Source organism: Stenotrophomonas sp. C3(2023) (genome assembly GCF_032911385.1).
In the GTDB taxonomy this organism is placed as follows: domain Bacteria; phylum Pseudomonadota; class Gammaproteobacteria; order Xanthomonadales; family Xanthomonadaceae; genus Stenotrophomonas.
Genome location: NZ_JAWJLO010000001.1, coordinates 1,757,662 through 1,783,206 on the forward strand (window position 1 = coordinate 1,757,662; position 25,545 = coordinate 1,783,206).

General features: G+C 65.3%; 23 protein-coding genes. 9 read left to right on the forward strand and 14 right to left on the reverse strand.

Going from position 1 to position 25,545, the window contains the following annotated elements; genetic code table 11:
- Positions 1 to 9: 9 nt before the first annotated feature.
- Together RZA67_RS07685 and RZA67_RS07690 are read right to left on the reverse strand one after the other, a co-directional pair.
- The gene (locus RZA67_RS07685) at positions 10 to 2,037 is read right to left on the reverse strand and encodes a TonB-dependent receptor (RefSeq protein WP_317213951.1); all 2,028 of its coding nucleotides are present in this window, start codon (positions 2,035 to 2,037) and stop codon (positions 10 to 12) included.
- A gap of 127 nt (positions 2,038 to 2,164) precedes the next feature.
- The gene (locus RZA67_RS07690) at positions 2,165 to 3,268 is read right to left on the reverse strand and encodes a hypothetical protein (protein ID WP_317212105.1); all 1,104 of its coding nucleotides are present in this window, start codon (positions 3,266 to 3,268) and stop codon (positions 2,165 to 2,167) included.
- Between the two features lie 165 nt (positions 3,269 to 3,433).
- Between RZA67_RS07690 and RZA67_RS07695 the strand changes: the two genes are divergently transcribed.
- The gene (locus tag RZA67_RS07695; protein WP_317212106.1) at positions 3,434 to 5,923 is read left to right on the forward strand and encodes a methyl-accepting chemotaxis protein; all 2,490 of its coding nucleotides are present in this window, start codon (positions 3,434 to 3,436) and stop codon (positions 5,921 to 5,923) included.
- A gap of 114 nt (positions 5,924 to 6,037) precedes the next feature.
- Here the strand turns inward: RZA67_RS07695 and RZA67_RS07700 are convergent, their stop codons facing one another.
- The 8 genes from RZA67_RS07700 to RZA67_RS07735 all read right to left on the reverse strand — a co-directional run bounded on the left by RZA67_RS07700 (position 6,038) and on the right by RZA67_RS07735 (position 13,526).
- Complete coding sequence (locus tag RZA67_RS07700) at positions 6,038 to 6,571, reverse strand: lipocalin family protein (RefSeq protein WP_317212107.1); 534 nt, start codon at positions 6,569 to 6,571, stop codon at positions 6,038 to 6,040.
- Between the two features lie 8 nt (positions 6,572 to 6,579).
- Positions 6,580 to 7,653 (reverse strand): cyclopropane-fatty-acyl-phospholipid synthase family protein, encoded by a 1,074-nt coding sequence (locus RZA67_RS07705; protein WP_317212108.1) that lies wholly within the window; start codon positions 7,651 to 7,653, stop codon positions 6,580 to 6,582.
- On the reverse strand, positions 7,650 to 8,435 hold the full coding sequence (locus RZA67_RS07710) for a DUF1295 domain-containing protein (protein WP_317212109.1): 786 nt from the start codon (positions 8,433 to 8,435) through the stop codon (positions 7,650 to 7,652). Before RZA67_RS07710 ends, RZA67_RS07705 begins: the two co-directional genes overlap by 4 nt.
- Positions 8,432 to 9,685 carry a cyclopropane-fatty-acyl-phospholipid synthase family protein gene (locus RZA67_RS07715; protein ID WP_317212110.1) on the reverse strand — a complete coding sequence of 418 codons (1,254 nt, stop codon included), beginning with the start codon at positions 9,683 to 9,685 and terminating at the stop codon, positions 8,432 to 8,434. The genes RZA67_RS07710 and RZA67_RS07715 overlap by 4 nt, the downstream gene beginning before the upstream one ends.
- Positions 9,682 to 10,452: a DUF1365 domain-containing protein gene (locus RZA67_RS07720; RefSeq protein WP_317212111.1), complete on the reverse strand. Its 771-nt coding sequence runs from the start codon at positions 10,450 to 10,452 to the stop codon at positions 9,682 to 9,684. Before RZA67_RS07720 ends, RZA67_RS07715 begins: the two co-directional genes overlap by 4 nt.
- A complete protein-coding gene (locus RZA67_RS07725) occupies positions 10,449 to 11,726 on the reverse strand; it encodes an FAD-dependent oxidoreductase (RefSeq protein ID WP_317212112.1) in 1,278 nt (425 codons plus the stop codon). The genes RZA67_RS07720 and RZA67_RS07725 overlap by 4 nt, the downstream gene beginning before the upstream one ends.
- 1 nt (position 11,727) lies before the next feature.
- Positions 11,728 to 12,678 carry a fatty acid desaturase gene (locus RZA67_RS07730; RefSeq protein ID WP_317212113.1) on the reverse strand — a complete coding sequence of 317 codons (951 nt, stop codon included), beginning with the start codon at positions 12,676 to 12,678 and terminating at the stop codon, positions 11,728 to 11,730.
- A gap of 80 nt (positions 12,679 to 12,758) precedes the next feature.
- Positions 12,759 to 13,526 carry a hypothetical protein gene (locus RZA67_RS07735; protein ID WP_317212115.1) on the reverse strand — a complete coding sequence of 256 codons (768 nt, stop codon included), beginning with the start codon at positions 13,524 to 13,526 and terminating at the stop codon, positions 12,759 to 12,761.
- 133 nt (positions 13,527 to 13,659) lie between these two features.
- Here RZA67_RS07735 and RZA67_RS07740 point away from each other — a divergent pair, with 133 nt between their 5' ends.
- Both RZA67_RS07740 and RZA67_RS07745 read left to right on the forward strand, forming a co-directional pair.
- The gene (locus RZA67_RS07740; protein ID WP_317212116.1) at positions 13,660 to 14,283 is read left to right on the forward strand and encodes a sigma-70 family RNA polymerase sigma factor; all 624 of its coding nucleotides are present in this window, start codon (positions 13,660 to 13,662) and stop codon (positions 14,281 to 14,283) included.
- Positions 14,280 to 14,957 (forward strand): ChrR family anti-sigma-E factor, encoded by a 678-nt coding sequence (locus RZA67_RS07745; RefSeq protein WP_317212117.1) that lies wholly within the window; start codon positions 14,280 to 14,282, stop codon positions 14,955 to 14,957. The genes RZA67_RS07740 and RZA67_RS07745 overlap by 4 nt, the downstream gene beginning before the upstream one ends.
- A 20-nt stretch (positions 14,958 to 14,977) precedes the next feature.
- Here the strand turns inward: RZA67_RS07745 and RZA67_RS07750 are convergent, their stop codons facing one another.
- Complete coding sequence (locus tag RZA67_RS07750; protein ID WP_317212118.1) at positions 14,978 to 15,619, reverse strand: hypothetical protein; 642 nt, start codon at positions 15,617 to 15,619, stop codon at positions 14,978 to 14,980.
- A gap of 156 nt (positions 15,620 to 15,775) precedes the next feature.
- Between RZA67_RS07750 and RZA67_RS07755 the strand changes: the two genes are divergently transcribed.
- Positions 15,776 to 17,431 (forward strand): acetolactate synthase large subunit, encoded by a 1,656-nt coding sequence (locus RZA67_RS07755; protein ID WP_317212119.1) that lies wholly within the window; start codon positions 15,776 to 15,778, stop codon positions 17,429 to 17,431.
- A 44-nt stretch (positions 17,432 to 17,475) separates the two neighbouring features.
- On the opposite strand, the gene RZA67_RS07760 is transcribed toward RZA67_RS07755, so the two are convergent.
- The gene (locus RZA67_RS07760; RefSeq protein ID WP_317212120.1) at positions 17,476 to 18,240 is read right to left on the reverse strand and encodes an EAL domain-containing protein; all 765 of its coding nucleotides are present in this window, start codon (positions 18,238 to 18,240) and stop codon (positions 17,476 to 17,478) included.
- 271 nt (positions 18,241 to 18,511) lie between these two features.
- On the opposite strand from RZA67_RS07760, the gene RZA67_RS07765 reads away from it, so the two are divergent.
- The 5 genes from RZA67_RS07765 (at position 18,512) to RZA67_RS07785 (ending at position 22,617) form a co-directional block, all read left to right on the forward strand.
- A complete protein-coding gene (locus tag RZA67_RS07765) occupies positions 18,512 to 19,870 on the forward strand; it encodes an EAL domain-containing protein (RefSeq protein ID WP_317212121.1) in 1,359 nt (452 codons plus the stop codon).
- A gap of 37 nt (positions 19,871 to 19,907) precedes the next feature.
- Complete coding sequence (locus RZA67_RS07770; RefSeq protein WP_317212122.1) at positions 19,908 to 20,057, forward strand: DUF2256 domain-containing protein; 150 nt, start codon at positions 19,908 to 19,910, stop codon at positions 20,055 to 20,057.
- 66 nt (positions 20,058 to 20,123) lie between these two features.
- Positions 20,124 to 21,320 carry a GAF domain-containing sensor histidine kinase gene (locus RZA67_RS07775; protein ID WP_317212123.1) on the forward strand — a complete coding sequence of 399 codons (1,197 nt, stop codon included), beginning with the start codon at positions 20,124 to 20,126 and terminating at the stop codon, positions 21,318 to 21,320.
- Between the two features lie 169 nt (positions 21,321 to 21,489).
- On the forward strand, positions 21,490 to 21,756 hold the full coding sequence (locus RZA67_RS07780) for a hypothetical protein (RefSeq protein ID WP_317212124.1): 267 nt from the start codon (positions 21,490 to 21,492) through the stop codon (positions 21,754 to 21,756).
- A 99-nt stretch (positions 21,757 to 21,855) separates the two neighbouring features.
- Positions 21,856 to 22,617, forward strand: a complete 762-nt coding sequence (locus RZA67_RS07785) for a hypothetical protein (RefSeq protein WP_317212125.1) — start codon at positions 21,856 to 21,858, stop codon at positions 22,615 to 22,617.
- A gap of 63 nt (positions 22,618 to 22,680) precedes the next feature.
- Here the strand turns inward: RZA67_RS07785 and RZA67_RS07790 are convergent, their stop codons facing one another.
- A complete protein-coding gene (locus tag RZA67_RS07790) occupies positions 22,681 to 24,099 on the reverse strand; it encodes a dihydrolipoyl dehydrogenase (RefSeq protein ID WP_317212126.1) in 1,419 nt (472 codons plus the stop codon).
- On the reverse strand, positions 24,096 to 25,481 hold the full coding sequence (locus RZA67_RS07795) for an NAD-dependent succinate-semialdehyde dehydrogenase (RefSeq protein WP_317212127.1): 1,386 nt from the start codon (positions 25,479 to 25,481) through the stop codon (positions 24,096 to 24,098). The genes RZA67_RS07790 and RZA67_RS07795 overlap by 4 nt, the downstream gene beginning before the upstream one ends.
- Positions 25,482 to 25,545: the final 64 nt, after the last annotated feature.

Here is a 25,545-nt window from a genome sequence, read left to right on the forward strand (position 1 = left end):
TGCTGCGCATCAGAGTTTCATGTTCAGACCAACGAAAACCTGTCGCCCTGCCGAGGGCGAGTACATCGGCTGGGGCCGGGCCTGGAAGAAGCTGTCATACCACGCGTAGTCGTACAGGCGCCCGGTAAGGTTGCGCAACTGCAGATCCACACTCCAGGTCGGACTCATGTCGTAGCGCGCGCTCAGATCCAGCGTGGCGATGCGCCCGTATTTTCCCGCGACGTTGCGCTCCTCCAGGTAATAGTCACCCTGCAGGCGTCCCTGCAGCCCCAGACGCAGCGCATCGGTGGCCTGGTAATCCATGCCGATGTTGCTGATGTGACGGGGCGTTGCCATGACTTCGTTGCCCTGGATCGAATCGGCGGCATCGCGATCATCGCGGGTGATAATGGCTTCCTGGTAGGCATGTGACGCCCACAGCGTCCAGCGCTGGCCCAGCTGTGCGTTAAGCTGCAGATCAACGCCGCGGCGGCGGGTTTTGCCGAGCACCACGGTCGTACCCGTGGCGGGCATGTTGGAGATTTCGTTGGTGGCATCCTGCTGCCAGAGTGCAAGCCGTGCCTGGGTATCTGCGAACGGCCTGAACTTCATTCCCAGCTCCATCCCTGTATTGGTGGAGGGCGACATGGGCGCCTGGCCCGGGGTGAGGTACGCCGGTGCAGTGGCGCCGGTCAGCACCTGGAAGGTGCGTCCCCAGTTCGCATAGAGATGGGTGTGGCGGGATAACGCATGGACGATGCTGAGTTTGGGCTGGGCGATGGTGCCGTAGTGCTGCAGAGGGGCATGCACACCGCCTGGCAGCGTTGTGCTGCCGTCGAACCGGTCCACGCGGTAGGCCGGGACGATCTTCAATGCCTCAACGGGCTGGTAAATGGCCTGCACGTAGGCGCCCAGGTTGTCGAAGCTGTGCCGGTCATCGTTCTGGATGCGCGCCGGCACGGCGGAAAAATCGGTGGGTTCGGCATAGCTGTAGCGAAGCCGCTGGTAGCGGTTGTCCTGGTGCTCGACGTTGAACCCGGTCTCCAGTGTAAGCTGCGGCGCGGCCTGCCAGGTAAGCGTGGTGAGCAATCCGACCTGCGATTCATCCCATATCCGCCGCTGCCGGGGAGCGTTGCCGGTCGCCAGGCTGCCGAAGGTGACCCGGCGGTCGTCTTCGTAGATGTTGTAGTAAAGGCGCGTGCCGAAGAACGTCTGCTCGGCGAGCTTCATGTCCAGATGCACCGCCACCTGCCGCATGTCGCGGTCGCTGCGGTCGTTGCCGTTGCGAAGCGCTGACCGTCTCCGCGCGGTGCGCAGCTCGTCGGCGGTCATGAAGCCCGGCTCCTCGGCGCCGGTGCGGTACGCTCGCGCGCTCAGGCCGATGCGCATGCCCTGGTCGAGATCGCCGACGAACCATTTGCCACCCACCGAGTAACGATGTGAGGCATCGTGCTCGCGGTACCCCTGCGACGACTGCACGCCGAGGAAATAGTTCTGCGCCAGGCCGTTGCCTTCGCGCCCGATGGCCAGCTGGCCCTCACGCGTGTCGAAGCTGCCCAGTGCCACGCGCGCGTCGGTATAGCTGCCGCCCTGGCGGGTGCCGAAGTTGATGTTGCCGCCGATGTTGTGCAGGCCGTAGCGCGGATCGTTGGTCCCGCGAACCACCTCGACATAGCTGATCTCCAGCGGGAACAGCATGTCGATGAAACGCTGGTTGCCACTGTTGACGTTGCTGGGAATGCCGTCGATCAGGGTCTTGATCGCGTTGACATAGCCCTCGCCGTTGAACGCCCGGAAGCTGACCTTGCCGGACTCGGCGCCCTGACGGAACTCGGTGAGCTGGATGCCTGGCATCTGGCCCAGCAGTTCCCAGCTGTGCGTGACATTGCGCCCTTCGATCTGGTCGGCTCCCAGCACGTCCACCGAGGTGAGGATCTGGTGCGCGCTCAGCTGACCTTCGGCGTGTTCGTGGACATCGACCTTGCCCAGCGTCAACGCCGCGTCCGAGGACTGCGCATGGACCGACAGCGAGGGCAGGGCGCTGACAGCGACCGCCAGGAGGCAGGGTTTGCAATGCAGGAATAGAGCGCTCACGCGGGACCGGACAGGGGAAATTATGCAATGTTATACCATTGCATCATGTCGCTGGCCATGTCCGCGCCAAGGTCGGCCGCAGCCGGGAGGCCTAGAAGTAGAACCCGATGTTGAGGTTGAACCGGGAGTGCCAGCCAGTCGCCATCCCAGTGTCGATGCCGATGCCATTGCCGCCGGCAAACCACATGTTCTTGCCGGCGATCCAGTCGGCGTAGATCAGCATCGGTCCCTTGCCCAGACTGCAGCCGCTGACGTTCTGCCAGGACTCGCGCACCGCAGGTCCGCGCTGGACCGGCAGGGTGAGGCTGAGGTTGTTGTAGCAGGTGACATCGTCCAGCCAGCGCTGGCGGCCGAACGAGTAGGCCAGGTTGGCGGTTGGTACGTCAGCCTCGGCGGCGATCTCGAACGGCGCCAGAAACGCGGACATGGCGATCCGCTCGCCGGGCACGTCATACCGGTAGCGGGCCCACTGCAGCTGCGTGGTCCAGCCGTCCCGCTTGAACTGCGCATGCAATGCCGCGCCGTGGTGGCCATGGTGACGCCGGGTATCGACGTTCTGCACCTTGCCGCTGAAGCCTGATGCGCCCAGCTGCAGCTGCCCACCTGCCCATTCCAGCGCCCGCTCGTATCGCAGGTGGATGCGGTCGCGCTCACGATAGGGCAGCGCGTCGGTCTGGGCCACGTCGAAGGAATAGCGGTCGGCACGCGAACCGGTGCCGTATTCGTCGGCCATAAACCAGGCCGCGTGCCACTGGTGGGGGCCCTGCTCATGCCGGATCATGACGCCGGTATCGTAGTCATCCTCGATACCCAGGTAGTAACCCGAACCAAACCAGAAACTCTGCGCAGCGGCCGGCAGCAGGCCGAAGGGCACCTGCTGCACACCAGCGGTCACTGCGGTCTGTTCGCTGATGTTCCACCCTGCATACGCGTGATGCACGGCGTCGAAGCCGTCATACCAGCGGTATTGTGCCGAGAAGAAGGCCGGACCCGCGCCCGCGTCCAGATCGGCGCGCAGCAGTTCCAGCTGCAGGCCGCTGGTGGGACCATAATCCAGCCAGCCATAGTTGAAGCGCACCGCGCCGCCGATGTCCAGATAGGGCGCCGCCTCGGTATCGTTGGCGGCCACCGCCTCCGGTACAGCGCCCGCAGCAAGCAGGGAAAGGCAGAGCAGACTGGGCAGGGCAGCACGCATGAGGGTCGGGGCCTGTGGAATGGATCAATCGCGGCGCACTATACCTGCTGGGGCGCAGTTTTCTGCATGGCAAATGGTTGTTAAAGAAGCGGCCGCGCGCGCCGTTACCGCAGAACGGTGCACTGCGTCCATTCCGGGCCGCGGCCAATCTTCGAGTAATTCCGCATGAGCGTTTCGTTGTTGCGTAACAGCGTGGCCGCGCGCCTGATGCTGGGCACCGCACTGCTGGCCGTGGCCTGCTTCAGTTTCACAGCGGTGGTGATCTACTGGCGCAGCAGTGATGCCCTGCTGGCCTCGGCCCAGCAGATGCTGGGCGAAGTGGCCCGGCACGAAGCCAGCACCATCGCAACCGAACTTGAGGCTGGCTTTGACACCAGCGCCGTGCTGGCGCGAACGCTGCGCACCCAGCATGCGGACCCGGGCTTCAGCCGCGACACCGCCGCGCGCATCCTGCACGACCAGCTGCAGGCGCGGACGGACTGGCTGGGTATCAGCAGCACCTGGGAGCCGGATGCCTTCGACGGCAAGGACGCCGACTACGCAGGTACCGAAGGCCATGACGATACCGGCCGCTTCATGGCGTACTGGTCGTGGCAGAACGGCACGCTGGTGCGCGAAGCGGTGCGCGACTACACCGTGCCCGGTGTCGGTGACTGGTACCTCAAGAGCCACGACAGCCACGCGCCGAACGTCATCGAGCCCTATATGTATCCGCTGGCCGGGGTGGACACTTTGATGACCACGCTGAGCACTCCGATCATGGAGGATGACCGCTTCGTCGGTGTGGTGAACGTCACCTTGGCGCTCGGCGCGCTGCAGGAACGGCTGTCCAGGCTCCGCCCGCTGGGTGTGGGTGAGGCCTTCCTGCTGTCGCCGGCGGGTGCGGTCATGGCCAGCGCCGACCCCACAGAAGTAGGCAAGGTGCGTAACGATGCCGACACCAGGATGCTGTTGGAGGTGACGCGCAAAGGCGAGCTGGTCAACGACGAAATACAGGCCCGCGGCCAGGATGCCCTGCGGGTGGTGGTGCCGCTGCGCCTTGGTGATGCTCCGGAGGTGTTCGCACTTGGCATCACGGTGCCCAGGAGCCACGTCATGGCGCCGGCCCGTGGGCTGTTGATCGCCATCATCGTTGTCGGGCTGCTGTCTGCGGCACTGATGTGTGCGGCCCTGTTCGTGCTGATCCGCCGTCAGGTGCTGGCACCGCTCGCCGAGGCGGTACGCGTTTCCGGTGCGGTGGCGGCCGGCCAGCTGGACAGCCGCATCGATATTAGTCGCAGTGACGAGCTGGGCCGCCTGCTGCAGGCGATGGGCCATATGCAGACGCAGCTGCGCAGCGTGATGGACGCCCAGGACGAGATGGCGCGTCGCCACGATGAGGGTGAGATGGGCTATCGCATGCAGGCTGACACCTTCCCCGGCGAGTACGGGCGCATGGTGGCCGGCACCAATGCGCTTGTGGGCGCGCATGTGCAGGTCCAGCGCCAGCTGGTGGAGGTGATGTCGCGGTACGCGGTGGGTGACATGACCGCCGACATGCCGGCATTGCCGGGCGAAAAGGCTGCCATCAGCGATGCCATGGCCGTGACCAAGCGCAACCTGCAGGCGATCAACACGCAGATTCTGGCTTTGGCGGGCGCGGCGGCCAACGGCGATTTCAGCCAGCGGGGTGACGCGCAGGCGTTCTCGCACGATTTCCGGGGGATGGTGGAGGGTCTGAACGCGCTGATGCAGACCACCGACGCCAACCTGGCCGAGCTTTCCCGTCTGCTGCGCGCCATTGCCGCTGGCGACCTGAGCACGCGCATGGTGGGGCACTTCCATGGCGTGTTCGCCCAGATGCGCGATGATGCCGATGCCACCGTGGATCAGCTGCGCGCGATTGTCGGCCGCATCCAGGAGAGCACCGGGGCGATCAATGTGGCGGCCAGTGAAATCGCGGCCGGCAACGACGATCTTTCCCGGCGGACCGAACAGCAGGCCGCGAGCCTGGAGGAGACCGCTGCGTCGATGGAGGAGCTGACCTCCACCGTCCGCCAGAATGCCGAGCACGCGCGCAAGGCCGATGCCCTCGTGCAGGGCACCGCGCAGGTGGCCGGTCAGGGCGGTGCGGTGGTGGCCGAGGTGGTGCAGACGATGGTCGGCATCGAGGCGTCTTCGCGCCGGATCGGCGATATCATCTCGGTCATTGACGGCATCGCCTTCCAGACCAACATCCTGGCGCTCAACGCAGCGGTCGAGGCCGCCCGCGCCGGTGAGCAGGGCCGTGGTTTTGCCGTGGTGGCCAGCGAAGTGCGCACCCTGGCACAGCGCTCGGCCGATGCCGCCCGGGAGATCAAGGGGCTCATCGAGGAATCGGTCGGTCAGGTCGAAACCGGTGCGGTGAAGGTGCGCCGCGCCGGCAGCACCATGGAAGAGGTCGTCGCCTCGGTGCAGCAGGTCACGCAGATCATGGCCGAGATTTCCGCCGCCTCGCAGGAACAGAGCGCCGGCATCGACCAGGTCAGCCAGACCGTCATCCAGATGGACGAGGCCACCCAGCAGAATGCGGCTCTGGTGGAGGAGGCCAACGCGGCCGCGCGTTCGATGGAAAGCCAGGCCCAGGCGCTGCAGGGGGCGGTGGCGATCTTCAAGCTGGACAGCAGGTACCGCTGAGTCCCGGCAGCGGCTGCCTCGGGCCGCGAAGGCCCGGGCAGCGCCGGTTGGCGTGCGGCTGCTTTTGTCACGCACTCTCTGCCAGGCATTCAATGCCTGGCAGGGCGGCGGCGCTCAGCGTTCCGACTGCGGCACGCGCCTGATCCTGCTGGTGTCGTATCCCATCGCGGCGATGCGCTCCATGGCCTGCTGGTAATCCTGGTCTGAGACCTGCGGGGTGCGCGCCATGTACCAGACGTAATCCCGCTTGGTACGGCCGACGATGGTCTGGTCATAGCCTTCGTCCAGCCAGGCGATGATGTATTCGGCCTGTATCGGCCAGACGAACTGCATGCCCCATACCGCGCCGTTGCCTTCCTTTTCCACCCGCCCGATCGGATGCATGGTCTTGAGCGGCGCGGTGAAGCTGCCCTTGCGATAGGTGAAGTCGGTCTGGATCCGTCCGTCGTTGCGCGGTGAGTAGCGCTCGACCGCATCGAACGCCTCGCGTTCGGGCCAGGTCGGGATGTGTGCGATCACGTACCAGTCCCCCATGAAGCGCGGCACGTCGACCGAATCGGGTCGCGGCAGGGGGCGGTTGTCATGGGTACTGCAGCCGGCGCCGAGCAGACCGACAGCGAGCAGCGGAAGCATCGAGAACAAACGCATGGGTCACCTCAGCGGGGTCGGAAGAGATAGTGGGCCACCAGCCACTGCTGGCCGTCGTCGTAGCCGAACAGCTCGGCGCAGGCCATCCAGAACATCCGCCAGCGCTGCCACCAGATCGGGGCGGCTGCCTGACCGTAAGTGTTCACCAGCACCGGCATGATCTGCTCGCGCGCCGCATCCTGATTGGCCAGCCAATGGTCGGCCGTGCGCTGGTAATGGGTGCCATCGAGCAGCCAGCGCTGCTGCAGCTGCAGATCGCGCTGGAAATGCAGCAGCGTGTCGGCAGCAGGCATCAAGCCGCCGGTGAAGAAATGGCGGCCCATCCAGTTGTCGCCGCCCTCGGTCTCGAACGGATACATCAGCGTGCGGTGCGCGAAGATGTGTACGAACAGCGCGCCATCGGGTTTCAACCAGCGGGCGATGCTGCCCAGCAGGCGCTCGTAGTTGCGCACATGCTCGAACATCTCCACCGACACGCAACGATCATAGCGGCCTGCCGTCAGATCCAGTTCGTTGACGTCGCAGGTGATGACCTGCACATTGTCCAGTCCACGCGCATCGCACTGGGCCACGATGTGCTGACGCTGGCTGTGCGAGTTGGAGACGGCGGTGATCTGGGCCTGAGGGTAGCGCTCAGCCATCCACAGTGTCAGCGAGCCCCAGCCGCAGCCAAGCTCGAGGATCTGCTGGCCGTCAGCCAGGCCGGCGCGCTCACCATACAGCGCCAGCATCGCCGCTTCGGCCTGATCGAGGGTTTCCTTGCCGGTGGGGTAGTAACAGCTGCTGTACTTGAGCCGCTTGCCGAGGCAGGCCTTGAAGAACGCTGCGGGCACTTCGTAATGCTGCTGGTTCGCTTCGTCCACATGCAGGGCCAGCGGACTGCTGGCCAGTTCGGCGATGCGCGCGGTGAACCGTGCCGACTGGGCTTCGATACCGCCGTCGGACTCTTCATGCAGGCGCTGCGCGCACAGCCGGCGTATGCCTGCGCGGAGCGCCGCGTCCGGAACCAGACCGCGTTCAGCCCAGCCGACCAGACCAGGTTCGGTCTCCGCAGGACGCGGTGATGAGGGGATTGCGTTCATGCGGCGTGCTCCTTGGAGGTGCGTGGAAACCAGGGAAAGAACATCGGGGTGGTGCGCTGGTACTGACGGTAATCTTCTCCACGGCTGCGCAGCGCCTGCTTTTCGGTGAAGGGAACGCCGCTGAGATAGCGAAGGAACAGGTACATCACCACCGGACCGGCCCAAGACAGCCACCAAAGCGGCGAGCCGATGGCCAGCAGCACATAGGTGAACCAGTGCAGCCACTCGAAGAAATAGTTGGGATGGCGCGAGTAGCGCCACAGTCCCTCCCGGCAGGTCCGGCCCTTGTTGTCAGGGTCGGCGCGGAAGCGCGCCAGCTGTCTGTCGGCGAGCGCTTCGCCACCGACGCTGATCAGCCACATCGCGATGGCGGCCAACACCCAGCCGGCCATGTCGGTGTTCGGGTTGGCAGCGACCGCTACAAAGGGCAGCGCGAACAACAGGATCAGCATGGCCTGGGCCATGAAGAACCCAAAAATCTTTCCCTGGTGGCTGTGCCAGTGCTCGCGCAGGTAGCGGTAGCGTCCGTCCTCTTCTTCGCTGCGCACGCGGCGCCACAGATGCAGGGCAAGGCGACCACCCCACAATCCGCCCAGCACGCCCAGCGCGACGCGCGGCTGCCACGCGCCCTGGCCCAGCAGAGCCAGCAGCAGCGCAGCAACGCCTACGCCCTTGGCCCAGAGCACGTCGACCACGCCGATGTTGTGGTGGCGGCGCTGCCACCACCAGCCCCAGCTCATCGATGCGACCGCGTACAGCGCTACCCACAGCAGCGAGCTCATGCGCTGGCTCCCAGTGTTGGTTGGTAGCCTGGCCGCGCCAGCAGCAGATGCGAGACACCGATCGAGCGCTCCAGAAAGCCACCCTCGCAGTAGGCCAGGTAGAACTCCCACAGCCGGCAGAAATCGTGATCGAAGCCCTGCGCCGTTACTGCGGGCAACTGCGCCATGAAGCGCTGGCGCCAGGCGCGCAGGGTCAGCGCGTAGGAGTGGCCGAAGTCGTGCTGACCGATCAGCTGCAGGTCGGTCACCCGGGTCTTGGACGTCATGATGGCGTTGAGCGAGGGAATGAAGCTGCCCGGAAAGACGAAGCGCTTGATGTAGTCCACGCTGCGCCGCGCCTGTTCATAACGGTGGTCTTCGATGGTGATGGCCTGCAGCAGTGCCAGGCCGTCAGGCTTGAGCAGCCTCTGCAGAGTCGCCATGTAGGTGTCCAGGAACTCGGCACCGATCGCCTCGATCATCTCGATGGAGACGAGCTTGTCGTACTGGCCGGTCAGGTCCCGATAGTCCTGCATCAACAACGTCACCCGGTCCTGCAGCCCGGCCGCCTGGATGCGCGCCGCCGCCAATGCGTGCTGCTCGGCCGAAATGGTGGTGGTGGTGACATGGCAGCCATAGTGCTGCGCCGCGTACAGGGCAAAACCGCCCCAGCCGGTCCCGATCTCCACGACACGGTCGCCGGGCGCGAGGCGAAGCTGCTGGCAGATATGGTCAAGCTTGCGCCGCGACGCCACTTCCAGGCTTTCGTTCTCGCCCGCAAACAGGGCCGAGGAATACATCAGGTCGGGGGAAAGGAAGACCGAGAAGAAATCATTGCCGAGGTCGTAGTGCGCGGCGATGTTCCTGCGGCTGCCCTCACGACTGTTGCGGCGCAGCCGGTTCCAACCGCGCAGCAACCATCCTCCGATACGCGCAGTGCCGCCCTCCATCCCATCAAGCAGGTCGCGGTTGCGCACCAGCAACCGGACCAGCGTCACCAGATCATCGCAGTGCCAGTCGCCGTTGATGTAACTCTCGCCTGCGCCGACGCTGCCTTGAGCGGCCACCTTGCGGTAGAACGCGACGTCCTTGATGGTGAGCGTGACACGCAGCGCCCCGATGGCTTCACCCAGAACGGTTTCGCCGAACGGATCGACCACCCGCAACTGACCATGCTGCAGCGTGGCCAGCTGGCCGAGAAGACGACGGCGCAGAAGGCCATCCAGCCCGGCAGGAAGGGCAAGGGCGACCGAGGGAGTCAGTTCGTTCATCGCGTTTTCTCGGCAAGGGAAGGGTGGTCGTGGACCGGATTGCGCTTGAGCCACAGGCGCAGTGCATGCCAGTGAATGGCGGCCACCACCTGCAGGGTCATCAGTGGGTATGCCAGCAGCACGCGGGCGAGCCCGCGGCCATCGAGCGGACGCCGCTGCAGGCGCTGCACGGCGTCGAACTGGCGTTGGCCTTCGCGCCAGACCTGCATGTGCACACGCAGATCCTCACCCGGTGCGGAAAACCCCCAGTCGTACTGGCAGTCCATCTGCATGAAGGGCGACACATGGAAATCCTTGTCAAACCGCCAGCGCAGGCTGCCATCGGCACCAGTTTCGGCCCGGCGGGCGTCCAGCACGTAGACGTGGCGTTCTTTCCACGGGGTATTGGTGATTTCAGCGACGATGCAGTCCAGCGTGCAGCCATCGACCTGATAGCAGTAGTAGAAACTGACCGGATTGAACACATGGCCGGCAAAGCGCAGATGGGCGAGCAGCCGCACCGGCCCGGTCGGGCGCCGTCCCAGCGTCTGCGCGGCACGGTCGCGAACCGCGTCGGCCAGCGGACGCGACGGGTCACCGTGGTAGTCGCTGCGGCGGAACTCGGCCAGGTTGCGGCGGTTGACCGACCACAGCCAGCGGCCGGCAAACACCGTGTCCAGTTCGTCCAGGTCCAGCAGCAGCTGCGCCACCGGGTAGCGGAACGCATGCGCGTGCGGCCGATGCCGGGCGTGCATTACCTGGCCGAAATAGAGCGCGCTTGCCGTCATGCAGCGAACTCGGCCTGTGGAGCGAGCTGACCGGGGCGCTCGCGGGTGCCGAGAACGTCCACTACACGGCGTGCGCTGCGGATGCCATCCTCGTGGAAACCCCAGCCCCAGTAAGCCCCGGCAAACCAGGTATGACGATGACCCTGGATCTCCTCCCAGCGTTGCTGGGCCTGCACTGCGGCATGATCATGGACCGGGTGCGCGTAGTGCAGGGTACGCAGCACCTTGCGCGGGTCAATCGCCTCGCTGCGGTTGAGGGTCACTACCAGCGGTACGTCACCGGGAAGGCCCTGCAGCAGGTTCATGCAGTAGCTCACCGTGCAGGGTGCGCCTGGTTCACGCGGCACATGGGCGTTCCACGCTGCCCAGGCCTTGCGGTCGCGCGGAAGAAGCGAGGCGTCGGTGTGCAGTACAACCTCGTTGGTCTGGTAACGGATGGCGCCCAGCACCTGGCGCTCGACCGCATCGGCGTCCTCCAGCAGGGCAAGCGCCTGGTCGCTATGGCAGGCCAGGATGACCTCGTCGAAGCCTTCCACGCCGGCTGCGCTGTGTACCCGAGCGCCCCACGGCATGCGTTCGACACGGTGTACGGGGCATTCCAGTCGCTCACGCACGCGCCAGCGGCTGCGCAGGGCCTCTACGTAGCGCGCCGAGCCGCCAGTCACCACCCGCCAGGAGGAGCGACCGGTCATCTGCAGCATCTGATGGTTGGCCATGAACTGGGCAAGGTAACGCGCCGGGAAGTCCATGATCGTCGCGGTCGGCGACGACCACAGCGCCGAAGCCATCGGCAGCAGGTGTTCCTCGATGAAGGCTTCGCCATAGCGCTGCTGGCGCAGGTACTGACCGAGCGTGGGCCCACGCTCCTCACGCAGCAGCAAAGGCGCATCGCGATAGAAGCGCCGCAGGTCGGCCAGCATGCCCCAGAAACGGGGTGACACCAGGTTGCGCCGCTGGCAGAACAGCCCGTCAAGCGAGGTCGCGTTGTATTCGACCCCGCTGCGCTCGCTGTGCATCGAGAAGCTCATCGTGGTGAGCTGTGATGCCACCCCGAGCTCGTCAAACAGGCCGGTCAACAGGGGGTAGTGCTGTGGGTTGAAGACGATGAATCCGGTGTCGACCGCCATTCGCAGTCCACCGACCTGGACGTCGTGGGTGTGGGTGTGACCGCCCAGCCGGTCGTCAGCCTCGAACAAGGTCACTTCATGCTCGCCGTCCAGCCACCATGCGCTGGCGAGGCCTGCGATACCCGAACCGATGATTGCGATGCGCATGTCAGTATCTCGCCTTGTCCAGCACCCATTGCGGAATCGGTTTGAGCCCGCTGACCAGGCGCAGCGCAGCCATCGCGCGAAGCCCGTACCAGGTCAGGTCGACTTCCCACCAGCGGAAGCCCTGGCGTACCGTGCCGGGGAAAAAGTGGTGATTGTTGTGCCAGCCCTCACCAAAGGTGAGCAGGGCGAGCCACAGATTGTTGCGGCTGTCATCGCGTGTTTCGAAACGGCGTCGGCCAAAACGGTGTGACAGCGAATTGATGGTCACCGTCGCATGGAACAACACCACGGTGGAAACAAAGAAGCCCCAGACCAGCAGCTGCGCCCCGCTGGTGTGCAGGCCCGGCGCCACGCGTTCCAGTAGCGCGCCGGTGCCGTACAGCGAGGCGGCCAACAGCACGGGAACGGCGGTATCGAAACGATCAAGCCAGCGCAGCTCGGGGAAGCGGGCCAGATCGGGCACGCGCGAGAGGTCGGTGGCGAAGGCTTCACGGGTGAGGAACCAGCCCATGTGGCTGCGCCAGAAGCCACGCTGACGCGGCGAATGCGGGTCCTGCGGCTGGTCGGCATGCCGATGGTGATGGCGATGATGTGCGGCCCACCACAGGGGGCCGCGCTGCACGCTGGCAGCGCCGATGAGCGCGAACACGAACTGCACCGGCCGTGATGCCTGGAAGGTGCGGTGCGAGAAATAGCGATGGTAGAACGCGGTGATCGCAAACATGCGCACCGCATAAAGTGCGGCCGCAACCAGCAGTGCCGTCCAGGAGACGCCGACCCACAGCACGCCCAGGCACGCTACATGCATCAGGATGAAGGGCACCGCACGCAACCAGTCGATACGCTCCGGCTCGCCGCGTGGCATGTCCGCTGCAGCGCTGGCGTCGAACCAGCGTCGGAGCGTCTGCCACAGGCGCGCACGTCGGCGGAGGTGAGGCGCTGCAGAAGCCATGTGGGGTCCCGGAGTGATTTCTACCGGTCTTTACGTGGCAGGGCGCTGTATGGATGCAGTGTAGGCAGACTTTTTATTCGTCACGCCTTGTTGACGTGGCAGCGTGCGATAAGCGGCCTGGACCACTGGCGCCCATAGTCTTCGCGACTCTGTTCCTGGGCGATCTGCGCAAAGCGCACCGTTACCTGCGGATAGCCGCCTTCGGCGTCGCGCAGGTTGGAGGTGCCGCGGAATTCCAGCAGGCGCTGATCCGCGTCGGCGTAGACAAGCCTGAGTCGAGGCGCCAGCCCGCCGTGCCACGCGGCCAGCGCGACCTCGATCTGCTGTGCCGATTGACCTTCCCAGCGCAGTGCTGCGCGGCGGATCACCTTTACCGGGTAGAACTGTTGGCGGCCTGGCACCAGGAAGGGCAGGGTCAATGTCTCACCCCGCATCAATGCGCCCCAGTGCTGACGGACGGCGGCGTCGAATCCCATATCAACCACGGCGTCTGCCGGCAGCGCCAGCTCCCGCTCGCGTCTGGCCGCAGCAGTCGATTCACGCCACTGGATCCGCACCGCGCCGGAGGCGACCTCAACCACGGCGTCCTGGCCACTGCGCATATCCTGCAGGCGATAGCCACGCACCTGCGCCCGTCCACTGGCAGGCAGCTGCTTGCGGGCAAACGGCCGACCGTCGGGACACTCGTACTGGACCCAGCGCTGGGCACCGGCCTGCGGCCCGTCCTGCCAGTGCACCTCGCGGTACAGCACACTGCCGTCGCTGCCGGTGGCCAGCCCCTCGCTGCGCAACAGAGGGGCCGCCCAGCCGATGTTCGGCAGGCACAACAACAGGCAGAGCATGCGCATGGCGGCGTCTCGGTAATGGGTTCAGACCGCCTACGTCGGGAGACGCTGAACAGATGCAGCAACCGGGCTGCATCCAAATGGGTCGCCCGCACGTAACCAGGACAAACCAATTCATCGACTTCCGCCCTGCCTGATGTACTCTGACGCCGCCAGCCCCCCTTCCAGCTTCGACACCGCGCGCATCGTGTCCAGTTCCCAGCAGCCCAGCAGCGAACCGATCAACTGGACGCATGATATGAGTGGCGTCGCGCGCCTGCGTGACCGTGACTGCTTCCTGCGCATCTATGACCACTTCATGCCGCGGCTGTGCGTCTACCTGCGCGGTCTCGGCGCGCCGGAGGCGGTCGCCGAAGAGCTGGCGCAGGAGAGCCTGCTGCGGTTGTGGATGCGCGCAGCCGATTTCGATCCCGCCCAAGGTGCCTTGAGCACGTGGCTGTACCGGATCGGGCGCAACCTGCATATCGACCGGATCCGTCGTGAGCGCAGCTGGATGCAGGTGCAGGATGCGGTGGAGGAGGCGTCCGCGCTGGATGTGGTGGAGCGCAGCAGTGCAGAACAGTTCGCAGACCAGGCGCGGCTGCGCCAGCGCATCAACGAGCTGCCTGCTGTGCAGGGGCGTCTGGTGCGCATGTCCTACTTCGAGGCCAAAAGCCACGGTGAAATCGCGCAGGCGTTGGGCATGCCGCTGGGCACCGTCAAATCGCACCTGCGCCGGGCCTTCCTGCAGCTGCAGAGCAAGGTGGGGGGTGTGCGATGAGCCCGAACCACCATCTGGACGAGTCCACGCTGATGAGCTACGCCGCCGGCGCGCTGCCGGCACCGCTGAGCATCGTGGCAGGCGCGCACCTGGAGTTGTGCGCGCATTGCCGCCGGCGGCTGGGAGCGGCTGAGGCAATTGGTGCGACGCTGCTGGAGCAGACCCAGCCGTCGGCCGCGGACGAGGCGCGTCTGGCCGTGATGCGCGAGGCGATGCTGTCGCAGCTGGGCGCACTGGTGCCGGCCGACCGTCCGGCCGAAGTACGTTCGTTGCCACCCGAGCGCCCCCAAGCCGATCCTGATTACATGCCCGCCGCGTTGCACCCGTATTTTGGCCCCTCGCTGAGTAGACTGCGCTGGCGCTGGATCGCCCCCGGCGTGCACTGTATCCGCGCGGTCGGCATGCCCGAGCTGATCATGCTGAAGATCGCGCCAGGCAAGAGCCTGCCCCTGCACAGCCATGGCAGCAGCGAGCTGACCCAGGTTCTGCGTGGCGCCTACAACGATGCGCTGGGCCTGTTCGCACCGGGTGACGTTGCCGATCTCGATCAATGCGTGGAGCACCAGCCGGTCACCGCGCCGGGCGCGCCGTGCATCTGTGTATCCGCGTTGGATGCACCGCTGGTTTTCAGTGGATGGTTGGCACGCAAGATCCAGCGGTTTGTAAAACTGTGACGCGATGCACCTGGGCACGTTCAGCCACCTGCGTCCAGCTGCGCTGACAGCAGGCGTGCCAGTTTGTTGCGGGCGAAGTAGCCCTGGAGCTGACGGGCTTTGATCGTATGCGCCTTCAGACGCGGTTGACCTGACGTCGCGCGTTCGATGCCGTAGCAGCGGACGGCGCCGCACAGCTCCGCCTGGCTCGCGGTGACAATGACGACCGTGATCTCCAGGCTGGTGAACTCACCCTCCGCCTCGATATCCGGATTGGCGGTACTGGCCCGCTCGATCAGCGTGCGGAAGCGGCCCAGGTCGCGCTCACCGCCGCTGCTGAGCGGACCGACATTGGTTGCCAGCCGCGCATCATCGTCCTCACCGGGCTGCACCTTGTTCCAACGCTCGGTGCGCTCAGGGATGACCGCGCGCGCGACCCTGCCGTTCGTGTCGATCAGGTCGATCACCACGTCCAGCAGATAGACCGGTTCCAGGCCCAGATTGGTCACGAAACAGTGCGCGTCCAGATCGCGACCGGCACCGGAGGTGATCAGGATCGACGGGCGCTGCTGGCGCCGGTAGCTGCGCAGGAAGAAGCTCAGGTAGACGATCCAGATCATCGCCGTCACGCAGGTCATTGCCGCGGTGATCAGAGGGGCGTAATGAAGCAGGTTCTGGAGCATGGGGCTGGCAGCGGTTGCCGGGAAAGCTGATGGAAGGTCTTCGATCATCGCGACCTTGCCGCTCTGGCGCTGTGAACAGCCTGCGTATGACTGCAGTCACGCCGCTTCACAGGGGGGCGGTATAGTCACCCGGACCCCTGCTCGAGGACCGACACGATGCCAAAAGGCTCCGATCTGTTCGTTGCCGCACTGGAAAACGAGGGTGTTGACCGCATCTTCGGCGTGCCTGGCGAAGAAAATCTCGACCTGCTCGAGTCGCTGCGCCACTCCAGCATCGAGCTGGTGCTGACCCGTCACGAGCAGGCCGCCGCTTTCATGGCGGCCACGCACGGCCGTCTCACCGGCAAGCCCGGGGTGTGTCTGGCCACGCTGGGGCCCGGCGCGCTGAACTTTTCCACCGGTGCTGCTTACGCCCATCTGGGCGCATGGCCAATGATCCTGATCACCGGGCAGAAGCCGGTAATGAGCGCCAAGCAGGCGCGCTTCCAGATTGTTGACATCGTCGCGTCGATGAAGCCACTTACCAAGATGACGCGGCAGGTCGTCAATGCTGCCGCCATCCCTGCGATGGTGCGTGATGCGTTCCGGGTGGCGATGGAAGAGCGCCCGGGCCCGGTGCATCTCGAACTTCCCGAGGACATCGCCGCTGAAACACTGGATGACGTGCCCGTCGTGGCGGTGCATCCCATGGAGCGGCCCCATGCGCATCCTGCAGCGCTGGACCGCGCCGAGGCGGCCATCCTTGCGGCCAGGCGTCCGCTGCTGATGCTCGGCGCTGCAGCAAGCCGACCCTCGCTGACCGATGCGCTTTCCAGCTTTGTAGTCCGCACGCGGCTGCCGTTCTTCAATACCCAGATGGGCAAGGGGGCGGTGACCGGTGGCTCGAACCTGTACATGGGCACGGCCGCGCTTTCCGAAGGTGACTATGTGCACGACGCTGTCGAGCGCGCGGATCTGATCATCGCCATCGGCCACGACACCGTCGAAAAGCCACCGTTCCTGATGAAGCCAGGCGGCGCGCGCAAGGTCGTCCATATTGGATTCCGGTCGGCGACCGTCGAGCAGGTGTACCACCCTGACATCGAAGTGATCGGTGACATCGGCGCCAGCGTGGACGCCCTCGCAGATCGACTGGAAGGCCGGGTGTCGGGGGACGAGGGGATGGCGGCGCTGCGCCAGCAGATTCTGGCCAGGCTCAACGACCGTGCGGACGAGGATCGCTTTCCGCCAACGCCGCAGCGTGTGGTGCATGACGTGCGCCAGGCCGTGCCGGAAGACGGCATCGTGTGTCTGGATAACGGCATGTACAAGATCTGGTTCGCGCGCAACTACCGCACGCACGTAGCCAACACGCTGCTGCTGGACAACGCGCTGGCCACGATGGGGGCGGGATTGCCGTCGGCCATGATGGCAGCGCTGTTGTATCCCCAGCGTCGGATTGTTGCGGTCTGCGGCGATGGCGGTTTCATGATGAACTCGCAGGAGCTTGAGACCGCAGTCCGCCTGGGCCTGAACCTGGTGGTGCTCATCCTCAACGACTGCGCTTACGGCATGATCCGCTGGAAGCAGGCGGTGGACGGTTTCGAGGATTACGGCATGCGCTTTGGCAATCCGGATTTTGTCCGCTACGCCGAAGCATATGGTGCAAAGGGCTCTCGGCTCACGGCGGTCGAGCAGCTGGTGCCGATGATCGAGGCTGCCTTTGCCGCCGGCGGGGTGCACCTGCTGGATGTGCCGATCGATTACAGCGAAAACACCCGGGTGCTGGTGGACGAGCTGCGCAACAAGACCCCCGGTGTAACCTGCGCATAGCAGGGCTGGGCGCCTTCGGCGGAGGGGGCAACTGCCCCCAGGCGTCAATCCGACCAGGCAATCTCGCGTTCGTGCGTTGACGACTCGAAACGGGGCTTGCCAAACCAGTAGCCCTGCATCAGGTGCACGCCCAGATCGCGCAGGCACCGCGCTTCGTTCGCGGTTTCGATACCTTCGGCGATCACGTCGATGTCCAGTTGGCCGCACATCGATACCACGCCGGCCACGATGGCCCGGCGCGCAGGACTCTGGTCGATGCTGCGGATCAGTGCCATGTCCAGCTTGACCATGTCGGGCTGGAAATCGGCGAGCAGATTGAGACCGGCAAACCCCGCGCCAAAATCGTCGATGGCGGTCATGAAGCCGATGCGCTTGTACTGGTTCAGGATTTCCGCCAGCCACTTGCCATCGCTGACCTGCTCGCCTTCCACGGTTTCAAAGATGATGCGCTCCACCGGAAAGCCGTGACGTCGTGCGGCCTGCAGGGTGGAGCGGATGCAGACCTCGGGCCGGTAGACCGCGTTGGGCAGAAAGTTGATCGACAGGTGCGAGCGTAATCCCAGCCGTGCCGCAATGGCGATGGCCTTTTCCCGGCAGGCCTGGTCGAACGCATAGCGGTTGTCTGCAGTAACCCCCGTCAGCACCGATCTGGCCGACTCGCCCGACACCCCCCGGACCAAGGCTTCATGCGCAAACACGCGACGCGTGTCGACATCCACAATCGGCTGGAACGCGTAGCTGAAGTCGAACGAGAGCGGCTCGGCATCGCGGCACAGCGCGCAGCCGGCCCCCGGATCGTTGGAACGCATGTGCTGGAAGGCCTGGCCGGGTTGAGGCGCACAGGATAGCGGATGCGGATGAGCGCCGTGTTGAGGCGCCTGGCTCGAACCGCAGCGGGCGGCGAGGCGCGAGTGATCCTGTTGTCGCCATAAAGCCGGACTGAGGCGGCTTGGGCTTGTCTCCATGCTTTGCTACTCTCCTGCCAGCCGCCTTGTTCAGCACCCACGTGCCTCCCGCAGTACAGGCGTCGCTGGTCACGTGGGCGCGTGGCCGCAACCGCCGCCACAGGAGCTTTTTGTCATGATGAACAGAGCGGCGAGGAGCGAGTATGGCGTGCTCCGGTTCCACGGGGCAGTGCGGCGAGAGAAGGTCTCGGCCATCCTGTCCCTGTCCGGCATCGCCTGCATCAGCCTCGGGCTGGCCTGGACCATCTGTTACCTGATGTTTGACAGGGCTGAGCTGTCCATCGTCTTTGTCGGATTGATGGCGGTAGGGATCCTCGCGCTGGTCCGAAGCCGTCGCAGCGACGGTGCGTCACTGCTGATCGTTGCCCATGGTGTACTGGCTGCGATCTGCGCCATCGCGCTGATTGATGCGCCCATCGAGCGCGTGCCTCGCTCCGTGCATCTGTTTCTGCTGCCGCTGGCCGCCGGCGCGGCGTTCACCTTCGAAGCGCGGGAACGTTACGGGTCGATGGTGTTTCCGCTGGGCTGCATGGTGCTGTTCGTGGGGTTTGCACTGGGCACGCTCGACACGCTCGCGCCGGGGCTGTCCCCGCCGCTGGAACTGCGCGAATGGGGCGCGCGGGCCAATACCACCATTTCCATGGCACTGCTTGCCGCCATATTCGGCATTTACCGGCTGGATATCGGCAAGCGGCTTCGGCTGGAGCGCGAGCTCGGCAGGGCGGTGCGCAATGGTGAGATCGAGGTGCACTATCAGCCGCAGGTGCGCGTCGATGGCAGGCCCATCGGCGTCGAAGCCCTGGTGCGCTGGCGGCACCCTTCCGGCACTACCCTGTCACCGGATACGTTCATTCCGCTGGCCGAAGAAAGCACGCTGATCAACGATATAGGCCTGGAGGTGCTGCGGCAGGCCTGCGGGTTGCTGGAGCAGTGGTCGCACCATCCCAACACCTGCGGTCTGCGGGTCGCGGTGAACATCAGCCCGGTACAGCTGCTTGACGCGGCATTTGTCCCGTCGGTGGCACGGCTGGTTGCGCAGAGCGGGATCAACCCTGCGCTGCTCGAGCTGGAGCTGACCGAGTCGGCGCTGTCGGCCGATACCGCAGAGATGATCGAACGGATGCGGGAACTGGAGGTGCTGGGGGTCAGCTGGGCGCTGGATGATTTCGGCACCGGGTACTCTTCGCTGTCGACATTGCGGCGGCTGCCGGTCCGCAAGCTCAAGATCGACCGGCAGTTCGTGCAGGAGGTGACCGCGCAGGAGCGTACGCAGCGTCTGCTCGGCAAGATCGTGGAAATCTCGCAGATCATGGGCATGAACGCGTTGGCCGAAGGCGTGGAAACGGTCGAGCAGCGCGACCTGCTGGTGACGCTGGGCTGCGAACAGTTCCAGGGTTACCTCTTCGCACGCCCGATGCCCGCCGCGGCCCTGCATGCGTGGCTGGACAGCCCAATGATCTGCGAGGGCGTCTGATGCTGCGTGACGCTGGGCGAAGCGCACCGTGCCAAAGATGAAGAAAAAGACGGAGCTGCCATGGAAGCTCTGCGCTGTCTGTGGTCGGCCCTTCACCTGGCGTCGCAAATGGGCCCGCGACTGGGACAGTGTGCGCTACTGTTCGGACCGATGCCGGAACGAGCGCGGGCGGCAGGTCAAGAGCTGAACGGGGTTGGCCGACTCCCGGACGGGTTTCATGGGATGATGGACGACCCTGCTGCTGTTCCCCTGCATGCCGACCCTGACCGATCCTGATCTGCTGGAAGACATTGCCGAGATCGGTCGAGTCCAGGCGGTACCGCGTATTCTTGAGACGGTGGCTCACATCACCGGCTCGCGATTTGCCGCCATTGCGCGGGTCACCGACACGACCTGGACCGCCTGCGCGACGCTGGACCGCCTTGAGTTCGGGCTCGTTCCCGGCGGCCAGCTGGTGCTGGAAACCACGATCTGTGACGAGATCAGGCAGTCGTCCACCTCTGTTGTGTTCGCCCACGCGAGCGCTCATCCGCAGTTTTCAGAACACCATACGCCCCGCATCTATGGGCTGGAAAGCTATGCATCGGTGCCGATCTTCCGGCCTGACGGCAGCTTCTTCGGCACGCTCTGCGCCATCGACTCGCTGCCGGGCAACTTCGACGAGGCCCACGTCCAGCGTTCGATGGAGCTGCTGGCCGAGCTGGTCGGCAACCATCTGGACACAGAGGACCGCCTGCGCGATGCGCAGACCGCGCTGACGGCCGCTCAGCAGGCCTCCGACCTGCGCGACCAGTTCATCGCCGTGCTGGGTCATGACCTGCGCAGCCCGCTGCAGGCCATCAGCATCGCCGCCGAGTCGCTGGAGTTCGATCCGACACCCGAACGGCAGCAGCAGATGCTTGCGCACATTGCATCAGGCGTACGGCGGATGGATGGGTTGATCAACGACGTGCTTGATTTCGCGCGCGGTCGTCTGGGTGGGGGCATCCCCGTTTCGGTACGCATGGTCGCAGCGCTCGAAGAAGAGCTTGTGCGGGTGGCGCAGGAGGTTGGCATCGCCACCGGGCGCCAGGATATCCACGTGCAGATGGACATCGACGGCAGCGTGATCTGCGACCCCAACCGGCTCGCGCAACTGCTCGCCAATCTGCTGACCAATGCAGCGCAGCACGGCGAGCGTTCGAGCCCGGTGACCTTGAAGGTGCGTGCCGCCGACAATGTGCTGAGGCTGGATGTTCACAATGCCGGGGTGATCCCCGCAGACAGGCTGCAGGTCATCTTCAGTCCGTTCTCGCGTGAGCAGAGCGACCAGCCGCGACCGGGCCTTGGTCTGGGGATCTACATCGCCTCGGAGATTGCCCGATCGCACGGCGGCACCCTCGGCGTGACGTCGTCGGCAAGCGACGGTACCCGGTTTACCTTCGAGATGCCGTACGCCGACGCCGCCTAGCAATGGGTCCGGTGCCCGGCAGCCAGGGTGGCTGTCAGTAATTTGGTAACGCGTTACGATTATGGCGGCACAGCCTTTGTCAGGAAACTACCGCGATGCTGCAGCCGAAAACCGGATCATCCAGAACACCCGCCAGCGCGACGCCCGCCAAACTTGACGGCCGCCCGCAATGACCCCGCCGCACGAGCCGTGCGGTCAGCCGCGCAAACGTGGCCGCAGGCCGCTGGGCGACCGCGCGATGACGTCAGCCGAGCGGCAGCAGCGCTACCGCATCGAGCGCTCCCGTGCGGCGAACTCGGCCCGTGACCCTTCACAGATGACCGATACCGTGCTGCTGGATCGCATCCGGACGTCGTTGTCCGACGGCAGCGCGGCCAGTGCCATCGCGCTGTATGTTGACGAGCTGACACGGCGGCATGGGTCTTCGCGCCCGTAGGTGTCAGGCGTATGGAATGCGTGTTCCGGGACACGCGAGCCCGCCGCTCGGATACGATGCTGTCCTCGGCGACGTGGCCGGGACCGTGCAGGGGGTGCAATGGAGATGCAGACAGAGGGCCGCGCAACAGGCAAAGGGGCCTGTGAGCAGGATGATCTGAGCTTTCACTGGCTTTACCAGCGTGTGCAGGCGTTGGTCGCGTACAGCATTTATCCCAAAGCGGGCAGGGTGGAGCGCTGGTCGTTGCGCACAGGCATCGCCGCGGCGCTGATCGGCGTTCTCACAGCACTGATCCCTGAGCATGTCATCGCGCCCCGGATTGCGCTTGGTCTGGTCCGGGTCTGCCTGTTTGTCGAGCTCGCGGGGTTCATCGTCTCAGGCGTGCTCGGTGCACGGCGCGAGATTCGTCAGTACATCCAGCCCAGGCTTTCGCATGCCTGCGAAATGGACAGCGAGTTCGACCGCTGGCAGGAAGTGATTGAAAGTCTCAGGCAGTTTCCACGCATCGAGCGCGAGCGTCGTCTTGCCTATGTCGCCAACCTGCGTGCCGGCATGACCGAGCGTATGGGCATCCTGTTCGGCGGACTGCAGCGACTGGGTCCATTTCCCCTCCTGATTGCCCTGTACCTGCAGTTCCGTGACTGGAAGTGGGGTGACTGGGCCGCGGCGTTCGACGTGAGCGTGTTCGGTGCGATGCTGATCTTCGCGATGGCACTTCTCTACCTGATTGGCTGGGTAGGGATCAGCCTGCGCACGCGGCTGGACACCTACGTCGCGCTGCTGGAGAGTTCCATTGCAGGACAGGTTGAAGCCGCAGGCCTGCTGGGACAGACACACTCAAAGGCACCGCAGGTTCACTGAAGCAGGCGCGGACAGGAGCTGCCGGCCCGGCGTGGTGGCCGGACCGGCAGCGCAGGGTCGCCATCAGGCTCCCGACGGCACTCCCGCATCATGGTTGGCCGGTAACGGCAGGGGCGTTGCCGCACAGATACGTCGCAGCGCCTCCTTGAGCCCTTCTTCCACGGTGGGATGGTAGAACGGCAGTTCGAGCAGCTGGCTCGCCGTGCAGCCGGTCTCGATCGCCCATGCCAGCAGATGCGCCAGGTGCTCGCCTGCCGGTGCCACCAGATCCGCACCGATCAGCCTGCCCTCCGGCGCTGCTGCGTACAGGGTCAGCTTTCCTTCGTTGATGCCCTCCACGCGCGCACGGCCCTGGTCATCAAAGTCGGACGTTCCGGTGATGGCGGCTTCGTCCTCCGACTGCCCGATGCTGGCAATGGGAGGCTCGGTGAAGGTGATGCTCAGCGCAGTGTGCCGTTTGACCGCGATGCGTGCGGGCAACGCCGCCGCGTTGCGACCGGCAATGGCGCCGTCGCTGGACGCCTCGTGCAGCAGGGGCAGGTCGGCGGCCGCGTCGCCGGCAAGAAACACGGCGCTGTCGCCACAGCGCATGGTTTCGCGGTCGTGGCAGGGCACGCCGTGCTGGTCGAGCGCCAGCCCGGCTTTGTCCAGTGCCAGTCCGTCCAGAAGGGGCGGGCGGCCGAGTGCGGCCAGCACATGATCCACACGAACGCTTCCGTGTGCACCCTGCTCGCCCTGCCAACGCACCTCCACGCCATCGGCGGTGCGCTCCGGGTGAACATCCACGCCCAGGTGGAGGTCCATGTCGCGTTCCAGCACGGCCTGCAGCGCGTCGTGCACGCGCGGGCAACGGATCCTGGCCAGCTGGCTGTCCTTGCCGAGCAGGGTTGTCTTCACACCGAGCCGCGCCAGTGCCTGGGCGAACTCGAGACCCAGCGAACCGGTGCCGACCACCGCGATGCGCGCCGGCAGCTGTTCAAGCTCGAACAGGCTCTCGTTGGTCAGCACACGCTCCCCCAGCGCCGCAAACGGCGGCGGGAGCAAGGGTGACGAGCCGGTAGCGATGACGATGGCGCGCGCCTGGATGCGTCTGCCATCGTCCAGCTCCAGCGTCGTCGGCCCGGTAAATCGCGCGCGACCGGTGATGCGGGTGGCCGGGTCGAGCTTCTCGATCTGCTTGCGGGTCAGCGCGGCGAAGCGATCACGCTCGTCACGCACGCGCTGCATCACAGCGCTGTCGTCGATGTGCATACCCTGCACCCGGATGCCGAACAGGTCCGAACGCCGGACGCGCGCGGCCTGCGTGGCAGCGGCGATCAGCAGCTTGGAGGGCATGCATCCCACGGTGGCGCAGGTGGTGCCATCAAAGTGCGGATCGATGATCAACGTGGAGGCGCCGTTGCGGCGGGCGGCACGCTCTGCCGCCAGGCCGGCGGTGCCCGCGCCGATCACCGCCACATCACACTGCAGGACCCTGCTCATCGGGCCGCCGGCAGCGTGATCGACTTGACGTTGACGAACTCCTTCAAGCCTTCAGGGCCATGCTCGCGTCCATAGCCGGACGCCTTCACGCCACCGAAGGGCAGGGCGGGGCTGGCCACGCTGAAGCTGTTGATGCACACCATGCCGGTATCGAAATACGTGGTGGCCAGTCGGCGGGCATGCTCCACGTCTCGACTGAAGATGCCACCGCCCAGTCCGTAGCGGCTGTCGTTGGCAATGCGCATGGCATCCTCATCGTCCTCGGCCCGGATGATGGCGGCCACCGGACCAAACAGCTCGTCCTCGTAGGCGAGCTGGCCGGGGGCTACGTCGGCCAGAACCGTGGCCGGATAGAAGCACCCTGTCCTGGCCGGTACTTCGCCACCCACCACGAGCCGTGCGCCCTGCGCGATGCTTCTGGTCACCTGGTCGTGCAGGGTGTCACGCTGTGCCTTGGACACCATCGGCCCAAGCTGGGTTCCGGCCTCATTGGGGTCACCCATGCGGATCTGCGCGAACTGCGCCGCATAGGCGTCTACAAACGCATCGTAGTTCTTCGCGGTGACGATGAAGCGCTTGGCGTTGACGCAGGTCTGGCCGTTGTTGAACAGACGTCCCTTGACGCAGGTGGTTACCGCCAGCTCCAGGTCGGCATCATCGAGCACCAGATAGGCATCGTTGGAGCCCAGCTCCAGCATGGTTTTCTTCAGCGCCTTGCCGGCCTTTTCGGCCACGGTACGACCGGCCTTTTCACTGCCGGTCAGCGTGACCGCGCGCACCAGATCATGGTCGATGATGGCATCGGATTGCTCATGGCTGATGAGCAGCACACCAAACAGTCCCTCGGGCAGGCCCGCCTCCTGGTACAGGTCGCGCAGGAACAGGCCGCTGCCGGTGCAGCTTTCGGCGTGCTTGAGCAGCACGCCGTTGCCGGCCATCAGGCTGGCGATGGAATAGCGCACGGCCTGGTAGGCGGGGAAATTCCACGGCTGGATGCCGTACACCACGCCGATGGGCGCATGGGTGACGATGCCGGTACCGTTCGCGGCGGGGCGCTCCTCATCGGCCAGTACCTTCGGGCCGTGCTCGGCGGTATACCGGCAGATGGCCACGCACAGATCCACCTCGCTGCGGCTGTCGCCGATCAGCTTGCCGACCTCGTTGGTCATCAGCTGTGCAAAGGCCTCTTTCTTTTCCTCCAGTTTCTGCGCGATGGCAGTCATGACGCTGGCGCGATCTTCCAGACTGCGCAGACGCCATTGCAGGAAGGCTTCATGACAGGCCTTGACGGTGTCTGCAGCCTGCGCATCGGTCATGTACGCATAGGTGTCGAGTACCTGTTCGTCAAGGGGGTTTACGGTCGTGATCTGCTTGTCGCTCATGCTGTGTTTTTCCTGTGGAAGAGGGGATCAGCCGGGGCAGGGACGGCACCTGCGCGTCCCGGCG